The following is a 14,572-nucleotide window of genomic DNA, read 5'->3' on the forward strand; positions in this document are numbered from 1 at the left end:
AAGATAATGATGGTAGCCTACGAATTTGGCTCGGATCGATCGTGTAAGGAGAAAACCCGCGTCGATGAGTATTTCAACTTCTGTACTTACAGAGTTGCTGCGATTCTTTCCCGATTTGCGACCTCAACTGTACTTCAAATCTTCCTTAATCGCGCTCTCTCACGCGATGGAAGACCAAGTTTTAGCCGATACGAACGTCCCCCTGATCGTTGCCACCTTTCAACGAGAGCGTTACTATCGCCAAGAAGCTCATCGCTATCGAAGGATTGCGGAGAAAACGGCTTGGGTGTACGTGCTGAGCGCACCAGAAACCGATTTTCGGAATGACTCGGGCGTTTACGAATCCGTTGCTTTCGATGTAGCCGATGCTTTAACGCAGGAATGGCATTTGGTTGTTCTGAATTCCCAGTATGCCAATTGTTTGATTTGTCGGGAGCGAGCGCTCAGTCCGGCGGAAATTGCGGCTTCGCCGGTCGAAAACAGTCGGCGCTTTGAAGGAATTTGGACGTTCGATCGCACCGTCAGTTTAAAAGCTGCCGAAATTTTACTCGATCGCATCTCGCTCTACCGCCCGGAATTAGCACCCAAACTCCAACAGACGCGCGACATTTTCTTAAGCGCTTCCCCCAGCCAGAAGATGCGCGATTTACCCCCAGCATCGAGTTCGCCCGCAACCAACCCCGATCCCTTCGTGCAACGCCTCGTCACCTACTTACAAGCGGGTCAGTACAAGCTGATGAAAGCATACCGTTCTATTGCTGCCCAAGAGCAAAAAGAACGCCTCATTCATCTGATGACGGTGGCGATTCGCGAATCCCTCGATCCCGAAGAAGTCCTAGACATCGCTGTCGAGCAGTTGGGGCGAGTTTTAAGCGTTTGCCGCTGCATTATTTATCGCTGTCAGGAAGACTCGCAAACGGTTAAGATCCTCCATGAATATTTGGGGTCGCAGGCTCCTTCCGCGCGCGGCGAAACTTGGCCCGTGGCGCAAAATCCGCTGTTTCGGGAAGTTTTAGAGCGTCGGGCAACGGCTTGCGCGAGCGATACCCTAGAAGATCCGCGCCTCGCCAACGCCCCGAAAGCCTCCCTCGAGCCGTTTATCCGGCAATACGGGATTTCTTCTTGGCTGTGCGTTCCCGTTTTTTATAACAATCGCTTGCAAGGGATGGTGGAATTGCACCACTGCGGAACGACGCGAGAAGAATGGACAAAAGAAGAAATTAGTTTAGTCGAAGCCATTGCAACGCAAGTCGGCGTGGCTTTGATTCAAGCTGAAGCTTACGCTAACCTAGAAGCGCTCAACGAACAACTCGAATCGTTCGATCGCACTCGCTCTAATCTGGTTGCGATCGTCGGACACGAATTGCGAACTCCCCTCTCTACCATACAAGTTTGTCTGGAAAGTTTAGCCAGCGAACCCGATATGTCTGCTGACTTGCAACAAGTTATGCTCCATACCGGCCTTGCCGATGCGGAGCGGATGCGAAAACTCATTCAAGACTTTCTCACCCTCTCCCAATTGGAAAGCGGGCGCGTCGAATGGAACCCAGAAAACCTCAATATTCAAGAGTGCATTAGTCTCTCTTTAAGCAATACCTTTGCGCGCAAATCAAAACAAGAATTACCCGAAATTATTGCCCCCCTCACCAGCAATTTTCCCCTCGTTCGCGCCGATGGCGAGTGGCTGGTGCAAGTCCTCGCAAAATTGCTCGATAATGCTTGTAAGTTTACTGATGTTGGCGGGAGAATCGCGATCGAGGCTCGGGTAAATCGCGATCGAATGTTAGAAATTGCCATTTCCGACAATGGGCGCGGTATCGAACCGAGCAGTCTTGAAACCGTTTTCGATCGCTTTTATCAAGAAGAAGGCGCATTGCAGCGGACTGCGGGCGGGACGGGTTTGGGGTTGGCGATTTGCCGCCAAATTATTAAGCGTTGGGGAGGCGAAATTTGGGCAGTTTCCGAAGGGAAAGATAAGGGAAGCAAGTTTTATTTTACGGTTCCGCTGGCTGAAGGCGCGATCGAGCCGCAGAATGGGGCTACAGCGCGCGCGCCCGAAGCGAGTTCCGTGAAACCTTCCGCCAACAGAACCCGCCAAAGAAGGACGAAAAAGCGACAATAAGAAGTCTCTTAAAATTCTCTTCAGATCGGGAGATTCAGGAGAATAATTTCGATAGTCGAATCAAAAGTAGGGTGTGTTAGCGAAGCGTAACGCACCATTATCTCAGCCCAAAACCGATCTGTTTCTCAGTTTTTATCGGCTATGTTTTTGTAGATGTTTGGAGTCCAGTCAGAATCAAAAGTAGGGTGTGTTAGCAAAGCGTAACGCACCATTATCTCAGCCCAAAACCGAGGGGAGTCGATTCTGTCTATGCAACGTCATCTTCAATTGGTATAATACCAATTCTCAGTCCTAATACAATAAATAAATTTTATTTGTAGGGGCATTGCACCGCAATGCCCTAATTCTGGGTAACAGTGCAAAATCAATGAGAACGGGTATAATACCAATTTAAAATTGCGTTGCCTAGAATAAACTTTCCTAAATTATCAGGATAACGGTGTGTTAGCGAAGCGTAACGCACCCTACTTTTCATTCTATGCAGCGACCCATCAATCTGGTATAAGTCAATTACTCTTTTATTTTGGCGCTATAACAAGCATAAGATTCAATATGAATCTGCGAAAAATGTTACAGCACTATTCTTAAATCATGGAGAAAACCGAGATAAATCTTCAGGCTTTATCAGCCCTCTTTCGGTTATAATGCCTGCAATTAACTCGGCAGGAGTCACATCAAAAGCAGGATTATAAAACTCCGCACCGGGCGTACAAATTCGAGTTTCTCCGACCTGATAAATCTCCGCCGAATCTCGCTCCTCAATCGGAATTTCTGACCCCGTTGTCAGCTTAAAATCTACCGTTGAAAACGGTGCTGCTACAAAAAACGGGACGTTATGCGCCTTCGCTACAACTGCCAAACCATAAGTCCCAATTTTATTCGCCGCATCTCCATTCGCCGCAATCCGATCTGCCCCCACAATCGCCACATCAATTAACCCTTGTTTCATGCAGTGGGCTGCCATTCCATCGGTAATAACCGTCACCGGGATTCCCTCTTGGACGCATTCCCACGCCGTCAATTTTGCCCCTTGCAAGCGCGGGCGCGTTTCATCAGCAAAGACTCGATTCAAGCGTCCCTCGCGCCACGCCGAACGGATTACCCCTAGGGCAGTCCCGTAACCCGCCGTTGCTAGCGCCCCCGCATTGCAGTGCGTCAAAATCGTTAACTTCTCCGGTTGCGAGGGCAACGCTATTAAGCCATTGTCGCCGATCGCGCGGCAGGTTTCCACATCCTCTGTTTGAATCGTTTTCGCGCTTTCTAGCAGCAGGGCGGGAATTTCTGCTAGCGGTACTGTAGCAGTGCGGGCGACTTGTAATTGGCGATCGATCGCCCAAAATAAATTCACCGCTGTCGGGCGCGTTTGGCGCAATTGTGCGGCGATTTCCTCCAATTGGGCGAAAAAATCCTCGCGAGTCTCGGTGTTAATTTCCCGCGCGCCGAGATACATTCCATAAGCTGCGGCAACGCCAATGGCAGGCGCGCCCCGTACTACCATTGTTTTAATCGCATCGGCCATCTGTTCGCAGCGATCGATTTCTAAATAGGTTGTGGTTTCGGGTATGCGGGTTTGATCGATTAATACAACTCGATTCTCAACGTAGCGAATGGGATCGATTCCGCCGGAAGCCATTGTACTGGGCGCGTTAGGCATTGTAAAAAACTAAGATTGAGGGAATGCCGAAGCAAACTTATCGATTCGGACTGGTTCATCCCAATTTTAGCGGATTGGGCGATCGCTCCGCGGTTGGACACTCAACCCGCATCGGGTTCCTAACCCAACAAATTAAGTCCACCAAGGTTTTGCACCCGTGCGCGGATCGAGATCGTTCCACGGGGAAATCCAAATCGATTCGTCCTTAACGGTAACGCGAACAAGTTTGAGCGGGCGGTTAGCAGGCCCTCGAACCACTGTACCATCAGGCGTATAGCGAGATCCGTGACAGGGACATTGAAACTGCGAGTCGATCGCGTTCCAGGGAAAGGTACACCCTAAATGGGTGCAGTTATTGACAATTCCTATCTCGTCCAACGTACCATCTTCTTTTAGGGTTAGATACGTCGGTTCTCCTGCTAAACCGGCAATTAAAGCGCGCGTTCCCGCCGCTTCGACTAAGATTTGCCCAGCGGGAATCGGATTGCCTAGCTTATCCTTAGCGAGGATCGAACCATCTTCACTGCTTTCTACCGGAGGAATGAAGAATTGAACGGCTGGATAGAGAGTAGCACTCGCTGTTGCCGCAACCACCGTTCCGGTGAGAAAGTTAAGCAACTGCCGTCGAGACAAGGTGGGAGATTCAAGAGGAAGACTGTTTTCCACAATATTTTTAAATTGGAGTTAAGTTATAAAGCACTTCTCAGCGCTCGAACGCGGTTCAAAACCGGCTGATTGCTCTATGTATGTAGAGTATAGCGCAAACATTACTGATTGGATATATAGCTTTTAAGCGCTTTAAGCTTGACTCCGGAGTTGAAAACCGACAAAAGCTTCATTGCGGCGAGCTTGCAACCCGATCGCGCTCAATTGGGACGGGGATTTTTATAAGCTTAACTTGGTTTTATCAAACTGATACATACAAATCGATAATCTTTCCCTTCAGGAATCTGCATTTTACAAATTCCGGAATTAGCCCGACTATAGAAGTTAAGAAAAGTAACAACTATAACTTAGGAGCAGCAGCAGCGTATGGTTGCACTCACAGGACAGTTAGCAGAAACGCCTTCTACGGGGCGCTTAACGGTACAAACGGTAGAAATTGCCGAAAATACAACGGCGATGCGATCGCTCGATTGGGATCGCGATCGCTTCGATATTGAGTTCGACTTACAGAACGGAACGACTTATAATTCCTTCCTTATCCGAGGCGAAAAAACGGCGCTTGTCGATACTTCCCATCGCAAATTCAAGACGCTTTATCTCGATACTTTAAAAAGACTAATTGACCTCTCAACTTTAGATTATCTAATTGTTAGTCATACAGAACCGGATCATAGCGGTTTGATTCAAGACGTGCTGAATCTCGCACCGCAAGTCACCATTGTTGGGGCAAAAGTGGCGATTCAGTTCCTCGAAAATATGGTGCATCAGCCCTTTAAATCGAAAATCGTCAAAAGTGGCGATTGCTTGGATTTAGGCAACGGACACGAGATCGAATTTGTCTCCGCACCCAACTTACATTGGCCCGATACTATCTTCAGCTTTGATAAAAAAACGAAGACGCTCTATACTTGCGATGCCTTTGGGATGCACTACTGCGACGATCGCTTGTACGACGAGGATCCAGAATTAGTAGAAGGGGATTTTAGATATTACTACGATTGTTTGATGGGGCCGAATGCGCGTTCCGTTCTCTCGGCGATTAAACGCATTGAAAAGTTTGAGATTGAAACCATTGCTACCGGACACGGGCCACTGTTGCATCATCACCTTTCGACTTGGGTTAATTCTTACCAGCAGTGGAGCGCCGAACAAACGAAAGCAGAGACTTTTGTAGCGCTATTATACAGCACTGAAGCAGGAGAAAGCGAGGCATTAGCTAACGCGATCGCGCGGGGAATTTCTCGTAGCGGCGTTAAAGTCGAACCCCTCGATATCAGTGCTGCCGATCCCCAAGAAGTACGAGAATTAGTATCTCAAGCTGCCGGACTTGTTATTGGAATGCCGCCCCAATCCGACGCGAACGCGCAAAGTGCTTTGAGTACGATTTTAGCCGCTGCCCACAATCGCCAATCGATTGGTTTATTTGAGACGGGGACGGGCGAAGATGAGCCAATTTTTCCGTTACGAAATAAGTTCCAAGAAATTGGTTTGATTGAAGCATTTCCGCCGATTCTTGTCAAGCAATCTGTTGATGCGACTCTCGAGCAACTTTGCGACGAAGCAGGAACGGATTTAGGGCAATGGTTAACGCGCGATCGCACGATTAAAGAGATTAAGTTTATCGATAACAACCTCGAACGCGCCCTCGGACGAATTAGCACGGGTTTATATATCCTTACCGCCAAAAAAGATGGGGTTTCTAGCGCTATGTTTGCTTCCTGGGTAATGCAGGCGAGTATGAGTCCTTTGGGCGTGGCGATTGCAGTCGGGAAGGAACGCGCGATCGAATCATTATTGCATCCCGGCGATCGTTTTGTTCTGAATGTCCTCGAGGAAGATAACTATCACAGCTTGATGAAACATTTTCTCAAGCGTTTTCCGCCCGGTTGCGATCGTTTTGCAGACATCAAAACCTATCCAGCGAGTAATGGTTCTCCCATTCTTGCCGACGCTTTAGCTTATCTTGAATGCGAAGTTTCAAGCCGAATTGAATGCAGCGATCATTGGATTGTTTACAGCAACGTTTCAAGCGGACGAGTTTCTAAGTTAGATGCCGTTACTGCCGTTCACCATCGCAAGGTCGGAAACCATTATTAATAATGGATAATTGATAATGGACAATGGATAATTGACAAGTTGATTCGTAGGGTGGGCAATGCCGTTTATAACTTCGCTCCAAAATCCAGATTTGTAGGGTGGGCAATGCCCACCAGAAAATCTTTGCTTCTTCAGTACGAATTCCGACCCAAAAAGCGATGGAAAGGGCAGCGCCCACCAACAATTTTTTTTTAGCTTTAACAGTTTCAATACCAATTGTCATTGATTTTGCACGACTCCCTCAGAGGGCATAACAGTGTTATGCCCCTACGAGATGGCTACAAAGGCATCAAAAACTTCAAACAATTTGGGAGAATAAAATGTACAAAACCGCAGATAAATCCCCCTCGCAGCGCGAAAGCTGGTTCAGCATTAACCGCATTGTAAAAGTAGTAGTACATCGACAAGGTTAAAATTGGGGGTAACGTAATTCCTAAACCTTTTGCTAAGTCTTGATTTCAGCGATCTCTTTTCCCCTCGAATTAAGCTTGTCGATGTAGTAGGGTGGGCATTGCCCACCAATAAATATTCGCTTATTCAGTCCACTAGCAATCTTTTTTAGCTTTAACAGTTTCAATAAAAATTGTTATTGATTATGCACGATTCCCTCAGAGGGCATAACAGTGTTATGCCCCTACGAGATGGCTACAAAAGCATCAAAAACTTCAAACAATTTGGGAGAATAAAATGTACGAAACCGCAGATAAATCCCCTTCACAGCGCGAAAGCTGGTTTAGCATTAACCGCATCGTTAAAGCCTTAGAACTCGTTCAAGATGCAATTATTATATCTTTGTGCATCGGCTTATTCAGCTTCATGGTTCTCGAAATTCGCACCATGTTTATGGAAATGCTACCACCGATTCATTTTCATGTTGTTACTGCCGATATCCTCTCGCTGCTAATTTTAGTCGAACTCTTTCGTCTACTCATTATTTACTTACAAGAACAGCGGGTTTCGATTGGCGTTGCAGTGGAAGTTTCGATTGTTTCAGTGCTTCGAGAAGTTATCGTTCGCGGCGTTCTTGAAACGAATTGGACGCAAGTTTTAGCGACTTGTGCTTTCTTACTCGTTCTTGGAACTTTAATGGTTTTGCGAGTGTGGCTTCCCCCTACTTTTGAGGGAATCGACCCCGAACATGAAGTTTCTAGACGTGCGAAAAATCGCGTTCACTAACGATTAACACTTCACTATCAACTCTTAATTCTCGACTATTCACTCATATCGTCATGGCTATTCCTACTGAAACACAAACAACTCGCCCTCGCGACGTACAAATGACAGAAATTGGCTCCGAAACTTTGATGTTGCGATCGCGGACTTGGGATCGGCTCAAGTTTGAGGTGGAATACGCTCGCCAAAAGGGAACCACTGCCAATTCTTACCTCATTCAAGGGGAAAAGTCGGCGCTGATCGATCCGCCCGGAGAATCTTTTACTGAAATTTTCCTCAAAGAATTAGGCGGTTGGGATGAGTTGGATTACATCATTCTCGGTCATGTCAATCCCAATCGGATCGCAACCTTAATAACCCTTATAGAGCGCGCCCCAAAAGCTAAAATTATTTGTTCGCGTCCCGGTGCAAATGCACTCAAAGCTGCTTATCCGCAATGGGCAGAAAAAATTGAAATCGTGCGATCGCAAGATACCCTCGATTTAGGCGCAGGACATCAGTTACAGTTTATCGCAGTCCCGACTCCCCGCTGGCCGGATGGACTCTGCACTTACGATGCAGGCAGTCGCATTCTTTTTACTGATAAATTTTTTGGCGTTCACCTTTGTAATGATGCCTATTTAGATGAAGATTGGAAGCAATTAGATAGCGATCGCCATTACTATTTTGATTGTCTCCACGCCGGACAAGCCAAGCAAGTCGAAGCCGCCCTCGATAAGTTAGGAGTTTTTCCCGCAAAGTGTTATGCTCCGGCTCATGGGCCGTTAGTTCGCTATAGTTTAAGCCGCTTTAGTTACGACTATCGAACCTGGTGCCAACAGCAAAAATCCCAAGAATTGCGCGTGGCGTTGTTGTATGCTTCGGCTTACGGAAATACCACTACCATTGCCAATGCGATCGCGCAAGGTTTAATCGAGAATAATCTCGCGGTAGAAGCGATTAATTGCGAACAAGCGGATGCAGAAGAAATTACCCGCGCCGTGCAAGATTGCGACGGCTTTATCATCGGTTCTCCGACGCTGGGCGGACACGCACCGACTCAAATTCAAACGGCGTTAGGAATCGTTCTTTCTGCTGCCACAAAAACCAAACTTGCGGGCATATTTGGTTCCTACGGATGGAGTGGCGAAGCGATCGATTTATTGGAAAGTAAGTTACTCGATGCAAACTATCGCTTGGGTTTTTCTCCCTTGCGAGTGCGTTTCAGTCCCACAGAAGAAACCTTACAACAATGTCAGGAAGCGGGGAGAGAATTCGCACGAACGCTGAAGAAAAAGAAGAAATTACAAACGCCTCGCCAAGCGCTAACCGAAACGCAAATCGATCGCACCGAACAAGCTGTCGGACGTATTATCGGTTCTTTGTGCGTCGTTTCAACCCGCCTCGGCGATACCCATTACGGCGTTTTAACGTCCTTAATTTCTCAAGCAACCTTCAATCCGCCGGGATTAATGCTGGCGCTGGCGGAAGATCAAAATGCCGACTTACTCACGATGAATGGCGATCGCTTCGTCCTTAATATTCTCAAAGAAGGGCGCGACGTTCGCAAGCATTTTTCCTATCGCGCTGCTACTGGGGAAAACCCCTTCACTCAGTTGGAAACTCGCACGGCGGAAAATGGCTGTTTGATTTTAAACGATGCTTTAGCCTACTTAGAATGTACCGTGCAGGAGCGGATGGAATGCGGCGATCGCTGGTTGATTTATGCGACGATTGATAAGGGCGAGGTTTTGGAAGCGACGGGCGTAACCGCGATCGCGCATCGCAAATCCGGCAGTTCTTACTGACGCGACAAAAAGCAGGTTCCCTACCGATTGGGTTAAATCGGATTAGATTGAAAGTAGGGACGTTGTATACAACGTCCCTACATTTTTGTAGGTAAAACTTTCTGAATAAATCAATAATTAACAACGTTGTTGACTTTTTTTCTCCGAACCAAGAAACCCATCTCCCAACTCGGTAAAAATTTCATCAATCCTTCCAGCAAAGCTTTTAAAACGCTGCCCTCTGCTTTTTGCAGCGGCGTTTCCGCGTTCAAAATTGCTAAAATCCTGTTGGGGCAACTCTTGTAAAACTGCTACCCAACAGAACGAGGACTGCCAGCGAAACCCTGGCGATGAGGTCAGATAACCGATACTCCGACTCGATCGCGGTTCGCCGAGCGCCCTTTATAGTACAATTGTATGATGTATAAAGAGTGTTGTAATTGTTAAACGTTACCGAGACTTAAAGATGAATAGTTGTGTATTAATAGCTCAAATTCAGGATGCGCCCAAACTCCGCAAAACGCAGGAGGGTCAAACGCTAACAGAAATGCTTGTCTCGTTTGATGGCGGGCGCGAAGACGACCCCCCTTCCAGCTTAAAGGTCGTGGTTTGGGGAAATCTGGCTGAGGAAGTCTACCAAAATTATTTTGCGGGCGATCGCGTCATTCTCACGGGTCGTCTGAAAATGATGATGGTAGAACGAGAAGACAACGGCGGCGCGCACCGTTTTAAGGAAAAGCGGGCTGAACTGACAGCATCGAGTTTTGAAAAACTAAGCGGAACAGAAGGTTTGGCAACGGTTTCGAGTTCTGATTCGCGTCCGAACAACGTGATCCCAATGGACAGTTACAATAAACCGACAGCGACAGAAACGCCTGCCTCGAGTCGCAGTCGAACGACAGCAGAACCGGCAAGTGTGGCTTCAAAATCTTCTGCCCCCGTTGACGATGCGGATTTAGACGATATTCCCTTCTAGGAATCGGTCGAGTCGCAAGGCTTGACAAAATCTTTAAGCTGTGAATCCATCAAGCAGGAAAAGCTGTAGGGGCGAATGGCATTCGCCCTTGATAATTCACGTCTGATGTGCATTATCCGAAAATCTTGATTTCCCTCACCCCCAGCCCCTCTCCCGAGCCCCCCTAACCCCCCTTACTAAAGCTACTGTGTACACACAAGTAGAAAATTGAGACCCCCAATCTGTATAAGCCTTGCTAGGCAAGGCTTTCACAATTCAGAGTTGATTCTTAACAACTCAAGCTTATTGAGAAAGAGAAACGAGCCATCGGCTCTTGAGACATCGGAATGTTCCGAAACGGTTCCGCGATCGAGATGTGTGTACACAGTAGCTTACTAAAGGGGGAAAATGCGAGGGGAGAAAGAACAGTAATAGCGATCTTTATTCATAACTCATAATTCATAATTCATAACTCATAACTCATAATTCATCCCGCCCAAGCTTTCAGCGCCCAGCCGATCGCGATCCCCAATCCGCCAAAACGCACGGCTTGCCAAAAAGGATGCCAAAGACTGCGCCAGTTAAAGAGACGACTTTCGAGGTTAATTTCAAGACTTTCGAGTTCTCGTTCGATCGCGCGGAGTTGCGATCGCATCTCGGTGTTGCGCGATCCCCGCAATTGCACCCGTTCTTGCTGGAGTTCGGTTTGACGCTGGAGATCGCGACGAACTTGAGAGTAGCGTTCCTTAAATTCGAGCAGCGATCGCTCCAATCGGGCGATCGCTTCGTCTAAATCTTCGTCGTCGGGGCGGTTTGGATCTTCGACAACCATTCTAAACTAGAGGAGAATTTCAACACATCCTACCCTGTATTTTCCGATGCTTCAGTCCTCCCCACAATCCCAAAGCCAAGCGATCGAGCAATTGAGCGATTTAGAGCTTGCGCGCGCCCTTTCCGAACGCCTCGCGATCGCACCAAACGATTGGCATCGACTCAAAGCCAATCGCAAAGCCCAAGCCGCCCAACAAGCTGCCGCCGCGATCGTCTTTTTGCTCAACGATCGCCCGGAAGAAGCCCTAGCACGCTTGCAACAGGCAAGTGGCTGGCTCGATCGCAGCATCGTCGCCCCACCCTGCCCGACGCACGGCAAGAAGCCAACTGACGCAATTTAAATCTTTAGAATAGGGGGGTTTTTTGCTTGCCCCCTCGGATCTGCTTGCACAACTTTAATTGATTGCCCTGCGAATTCCAATCGACGCGATCGAAAATTTGATACAGCAAGCAGAGTCCCCGTCCTTGTTCGGCTTCATTTTCCGGAAGCAACGCTTCTGGATCGTCAGGACAGTTACAATTCACCTCAAAACCCGCGCCCCGATCCGAAATAATCCAAGAATAAATCCCCTCAGCAATTGAAAACTGAACCTCCACGATTTTACTGGGGTCGAGTTTGTTACCGTGAACGACAGCGTTAACGAGGGCTTCTTGAAGTCCCAATCGCAGTTCGGGCTGCCATTCCTGGGGAATATTGGCTAGGAGTAAATCGAGAATTGGGCAAAGGTAGAGCGTAGAGGCAAAGCTCAAGGTTTCCCATTTGCTTCGAGTGACAGGCAGAGAAATAGCAATCACGCACCTTACCTCATAGGCTTTATATGTTTGCAGCAGTTAGTTCTAGAATAGCGCTAACTTTTAGTTACTTAAGGGCAAACCCTGACTTGATAAGAATGTTGTGGAACAATTCCTTTTAATTATAGCAAAAAATGATTGTAAAACCCGGAAAATATACGCTTGAACTCTTGACAAATTAAGATTTGTGTAGGTCAAACTGAGCTTCTAAAAAAGCAACGCTTTCAACATGGGTCGTTTGGGGGAAAAAATCGGCAGGTTGCACGGCGACTAACCGATATTGTCCGCTTTGGCACAGCAGGCGGAGATCGCGGGCTAAAGTGGCGGGTTTGCAACTGACGCAGGCAATGCGAGCGGGTTGCAGGGCGAGGAGAGCTTCGAGAACGGCGCGATCGCATCCTTTCCGGGGAGGATCGAGCAGTACGAGGTCGGGGATCGCGTCTAGGTGGGCGATCTGGCTTTCTACCGTTCCCGCCAAAAACTCGACATTCGCGATCGCATTAAGTTCTGCATTGTGTCGAGCTTGTTGCACGGATGCAGCTTGCACCTCGATCCCCACCGCTCGCCCGCATCGTTGCGCTAACGGGAGGGTAAACGTACCGATCCCGCAGTAAGCATCGAGCAAAAATTCATCGCCCTGCAAAGTCCAGCGATCGAAAATCACCTCCAACAGCGCCTCTGCTGCTTCCGTATTCACCTGAAAAAACGTCTCCGGGCGCAAATCAAACTCCAATCCAGCAAAAACTTCCCGCAACTCAATGCGTCCGGCAATACAGCGCGTTTCCTCCCCAAAAATAACATTCGTCCGCGCCGAGTTAAGGTTGAGCGCCACGCCGACTAAAGCCGGATAGCGCTGCATCCATGCCCGAGCGCGATCCCCGAGTTCCGGTAAATCCCTTTCCGTACTCACCAGCGTTGCTAAAATTTCCCCCGTGCGCCGCCCGACGCGCAACGAGAGATGGCGCAATTGACCGCGATGCGTCCGTTCGTCATAAATCGACCATCCGGCTTGTTGAATTTCTTGTTTGAGATCGGCGAGGAGGGGGTTGAGGCGTGCGTCCTGCACCGGACATTGATTGAGATTGACGATCTGGTGCGTTCCGGTGCGATAATACCCCGCTTGAACGTTGCCCGCCGCGTTTATACCGAGGGGATACGTGGCTTTGTTGCGATAGTTGAGGGAGGAAGCCGCCGTTAGGATGGGTGCAACGGGGGGATTGTCAAAGCCGCCGATGCGAGTGAGGGCTTGGACAACGCGATCGCGCTTAGCTTGTTGTTGATACTCGTCGCTGACGTGCTGCCACTGACAACCGCCGCACTTATCCGCGACGATGCAGCGCGGGCGAATCCGATGCGGGGAGGCGTGCAGAAGGGTTTCGAGCTTAGCGGCGGCATACTGAGGTTTGACGCGCAGCAAGCGGGCTAAAACGCGATCGCCGGTTACAGTGTCGGGAACGAAAACCACGCGCCCCCCAAAGCGCCCGACTCCTTCGCCAGTATCATTGAGATCTGCGATCGTCACCTCGATTAACTCTCCCTGCTGCCAGCGCGACGAAATCTCGTCTCGATTCTCGCTGTCTTTTAACTCGACCATCTTGTCCTCATTCATAATTTGTAATAATTTTCTCATTCCCCGTCCCCCTATCCCTCATTACCCTATCACCGAGTACGCTGAGCCTGCCGAAGCGCCATCCCCCCGTCACCCCATCACCGGGTACGCTGAGCCTGCCGAAGCGCCATCCCCCCGTCACCCCATCCCTCCGTCACCCTATCCCCCATCACCCTACTTCCTTTCTGTCCCACCGAATCGCTAAACTACATAATGTTATTAAATTCACCTCGATAGTATGAGTGTAGTTAGCCAAGTTATTCTCAAAGCAGACGACGAACTCCGCTACCCCAGCAGTGGCGAACTCCAGAGTATCAAAGAGTTTATGACCACCGGGGAACAGCGAGTCCGCATCGCTGAAACCCTCGGCGAAAACGAAAAGAAAATTGTCGATCGCGCCAGCAAAGAATTGTGGAAAAAGCGTCCCGACTATATCTCTCAAGGCGGGAACGCTTACGGTCAACGCGAGCGCGCTCAGTGTTTGCGCGACTATGGCTGGTACTTGCGCCTCGTCACTTACGGAGTTCTGTGCGGCGACAAAGAACCGATCGAATCCATCGGCGTAATTGGCGCGCGCGAGATGTATAATGCGCTCAACGTCCCCATGCCGGGGATGGCAGAAGCAATTCGTTGCCTGAAAGAAGCCTCTTTGGGACTGCTGACGGGCGAAGATGCCAGAGCTACCGCACCCTACTTCGATTACCTGATCCAAGCCATGTCTTGAAGTTAGCTGGGGCAGAAAGCGCGATCGGTGCAGCCCCAAGCAGATTTGAGAGGGGATCGCGCAGCGTGCCGCGCTCCAGCCTCACTCCTTCCACCCAGCCCGCGCGCTCAACCGCGAGGTTAAGGAAGAGGGTTGTTGCGTTACCCGCCGCGCGATCGCCCAACTTAATCAAAAAAAAAGACA

14 protein-coding genes are annotated in these 14,572 nt (G+C 48.9%); 8 read left to right on the forward strand and 6 right to left on the reverse strand.

Annotated features, from left to right (window positions below; genetic code table 11):
• Positions 1–64: 64 nt before the first annotated feature.
• Complete coding sequence (locus H6G50_RS19535) at positions 65–2,122, forward strand: DICT sensory domain-containing protein (RefSeq protein ID WP_190720078.1); 2,058 nt, start codon at positions 65–67, stop codon at positions 2,120–2,122.
• A 589-nt stretch (positions 2,123–2,711) separates the two neighbouring features.
• Here H6G50_RS19535 and mtnA read toward each other — a convergent pair.
• Both mtnA and petC read right to left on the reverse strand, forming a co-directional pair.
• Complete coding sequence (gene mtnA, locus H6G50_RS19540) at positions 2,712–3,776, reverse strand: S-methyl-5-thioribose-1-phosphate isomerase (protein ID WP_242032906.1); 1,065 nt, start codon at positions 3,774–3,776, stop codon at positions 2,712–2,714.
• A gap of 132 nt (positions 3,777–3,908) precedes the next feature.
• Entirely contained in the window at positions 3,909–4,442 is a 534-nt protein-coding gene (gene petC, locus H6G50_RS19545) for a cytochrome b6-f complex iron-sulfur subunit (RefSeq protein WP_190720080.1), read from the reverse strand.
• Between the two features lie 366 nt (positions 4,443–4,808).
• On the opposite strand from petC, the gene H6G50_RS19550 reads away from it, so the two are divergent.
• Positions 4,809–6,539, forward strand: a complete 1,731-nt coding sequence (locus H6G50_RS19550; RefSeq protein ID WP_190720083.1) for a diflavin flavoprotein — start codon at positions 4,809–4,811, stop codon at positions 6,537–6,539.
• Here H6G50_RS19550 and H6G50_RS19555 read toward each other — a convergent pair.
• A complete protein-coding gene (locus H6G50_RS19555; RefSeq protein WP_190720085.1) occupies positions 6,499–6,762 on the reverse strand; it encodes a hypothetical protein in 264 nt (87 codons plus the stop codon). The genes H6G50_RS19550 and H6G50_RS19555 overlap by 41 nt on opposite strands.
• Positions 6,763–7,226: 464 nt before the next feature.
• On the opposite strand from H6G50_RS19555, the gene H6G50_RS19560 reads away from it, so the two are divergent.
• The 4 genes from H6G50_RS19560 (at position 7,227) to H6G50_RS19575 (ending at position 10,454) form a co-directional block, all read left to right on the forward strand.
• Positions 7,227–7,715 (forward strand): phosphate-starvation-inducible PsiE family protein, encoded by a 489-nt coding sequence (locus tag H6G50_RS19560; protein WP_190720088.1) that lies wholly within the window; start codon positions 7,227–7,229, stop codon positions 7,713–7,715.
• 53 nt (positions 7,716–7,768) lie between these two features.
• Entirely contained in the window at positions 7,769–9,499 is a 1,731-nt protein-coding gene (locus H6G50_RS19565; RefSeq protein ID WP_190720091.1) for a diflavin flavoprotein, read from the forward strand.
• 129 nt (positions 9,500–9,628) lie between these two features.
• Positions 9,629–9,784 carry a hypothetical protein gene (locus H6G50_RS19570; protein WP_206756582.1) on the forward strand — a complete coding sequence of 52 codons (156 nt, stop codon included), beginning with the start codon at positions 9,629–9,631 and terminating at the stop codon, positions 9,782–9,784.
• A 160-nt stretch (positions 9,785–9,944) separates the two neighbouring features.
• Positions 9,945–10,454 carry a single-stranded DNA-binding protein gene (locus H6G50_RS19575; protein WP_190720097.1) on the forward strand — a complete coding sequence of 170 codons (510 nt, stop codon included), beginning with the start codon at positions 9,945–9,947 and terminating at the stop codon, positions 10,452–10,454.
• Between the two features lie 466 nt (positions 10,455–10,920).
• Here H6G50_RS19575 and H6G50_RS19580 read toward each other — a convergent pair whose 3' ends face one another.
• Positions 10,921–11,265 carry a DUF2203 domain-containing protein gene (locus tag H6G50_RS19580; protein ID WP_190720100.1) on the reverse strand — a complete coding sequence of 115 codons (345 nt, stop codon included), beginning with the start codon at positions 11,263–11,265 and terminating at the stop codon, positions 10,921–10,923.
• A 46-nt stretch (positions 11,266–11,311) separates the two neighbouring features.
• On the opposite strand from H6G50_RS19580, the gene H6G50_RS19585 reads away from it, so the two are divergent.
• Positions 11,312–11,605 (forward strand): DUF6439 family protein, encoded by a 294-nt coding sequence (locus H6G50_RS19585; protein ID WP_190720104.1) that lies wholly within the window; start codon positions 11,312–11,314, stop codon positions 11,603–11,605.
• A gap of 4 nt (positions 11,606–11,609) precedes the next feature.
• On the opposite strand, the gene H6G50_RS19590 is transcribed toward H6G50_RS19585, so the two are convergent.
• Both H6G50_RS19590 and rlmD read right to left on the reverse strand, forming a co-directional pair.
• Positions 11,610–12,059 carry an ATP-binding protein gene (locus H6G50_RS19590; RefSeq protein ID WP_190720107.1) on the reverse strand — a complete coding sequence of 150 codons (450 nt, stop codon included), beginning with the start codon at positions 12,057–12,059 and terminating at the stop codon, positions 11,610–11,612.
• Positions 12,060–12,234: 175 nt separating this feature from the next.
• A complete protein-coding gene (gene rlmD / locus H6G50_RS19595) occupies positions 12,235–13,650 on the reverse strand; it encodes a 23S rRNA (uracil(1939)-C(5))-methyltransferase RlmD (protein WP_190720205.1) in 1,416 nt (471 codons plus the stop codon).
• 253 nt (positions 13,651–13,903) lie between these two features.
• On the opposite strand from rlmD, the gene apcD reads away from it, so the two are divergent.
• On the forward strand, positions 13,904–14,389 hold the full coding sequence (gene apcD / locus H6G50_RS19600) for an allophycocyanin subunit alpha-B (protein ID WP_190720109.1): 486 nt from the start codon (positions 13,904–13,906) through the stop codon (positions 14,387–14,389).
• The last annotated feature ends 183 nt before the right edge of the window (positions 14,390–14,572 follow it).

Source organism: Oscillatoria sp. FACHB-1406 (genome assembly GCF_014698145.1).
Taxonomy (GTDB): Bacteria; Cyanobacteriota; Cyanobacteriia; order Cyanobacteriales; family Spirulinaceae; genus FACHB-1406.

What these genes read in the sequence shown, in the direction of transcription:
- mtnA (WP_242032906.1), bottom strand. Translation starts at nt 3,776, where the DNA reads ATGCCTAACGCGCCCAGTACAATGGCTTCCGGCGGAATCGATCCCATT.
- H6G50_RS19535 (WP_190720078.1), top strand. Translation starts at nt 65, where the DNA reads ATGAGTATTTCAACTTCTGTACTTACAGAGTTGCTGCGATTCTTTCCC.
- rlmD (WP_190720205.1), bottom strand. Translation starts at nt 13,650, where the DNA reads ATGGTCGAGTTAAAAGACAGCGAGAATCGAGACGAGATTTCGTCGCGC.
- H6G50_RS19555 (WP_190720085.1), bottom strand. Translation starts at nt 6,762, where the DNA reads ATGACAATTGGTATTGAAACTGTTAAAGCTAAAAAAAAATTGTTGGTG.
- H6G50_RS19560 (WP_190720088.1), top strand. Translation starts at nt 7,227, where the DNA reads ATGTACGAAACCGCAGATAAATCCCCTTCACAGCGCGAAAGCTGGTTT.
- apcD (WP_190720109.1), top strand. Translation starts at nt 13,904, where the DNA reads ATGAGTGTAGTTAGCCAAGTTATTCTCAAAGCAGACGACGAACTCCGC.
- H6G50_RS19565 (WP_190720091.1), top strand. Translation starts at nt 7,769, where the DNA reads ATGGCTATTCCTACTGAAACACAAACAACTCGCCCTCGCGACGTACAA.
- H6G50_RS19585 (WP_190720104.1), top strand. Translation starts at nt 11,312, where the DNA reads ATGCTTCAGTCCTCCCCACAATCCCAAAGCCAAGCGATCGAGCAATTG.
- H6G50_RS19580 (WP_190720100.1), bottom strand. Translation starts at nt 11,265, where the DNA reads ATGGTTGTCGAAGATCCAAACCGCCCCGACGACGAAGATTTAGACGAA.
- H6G50_RS19550 (WP_190720083.1), top strand. Translation starts at nt 4,809, where the DNA reads ATGGTTGCACTCACAGGACAGTTAGCAGAAACGCCTTCTACGGGGCGC.
- H6G50_RS19575 (WP_190720097.1), top strand. Translation starts at nt 9,945, where the DNA reads ATGAATAGTTGTGTATTAATAGCTCAAATTCAGGATGCGCCCAAACTC.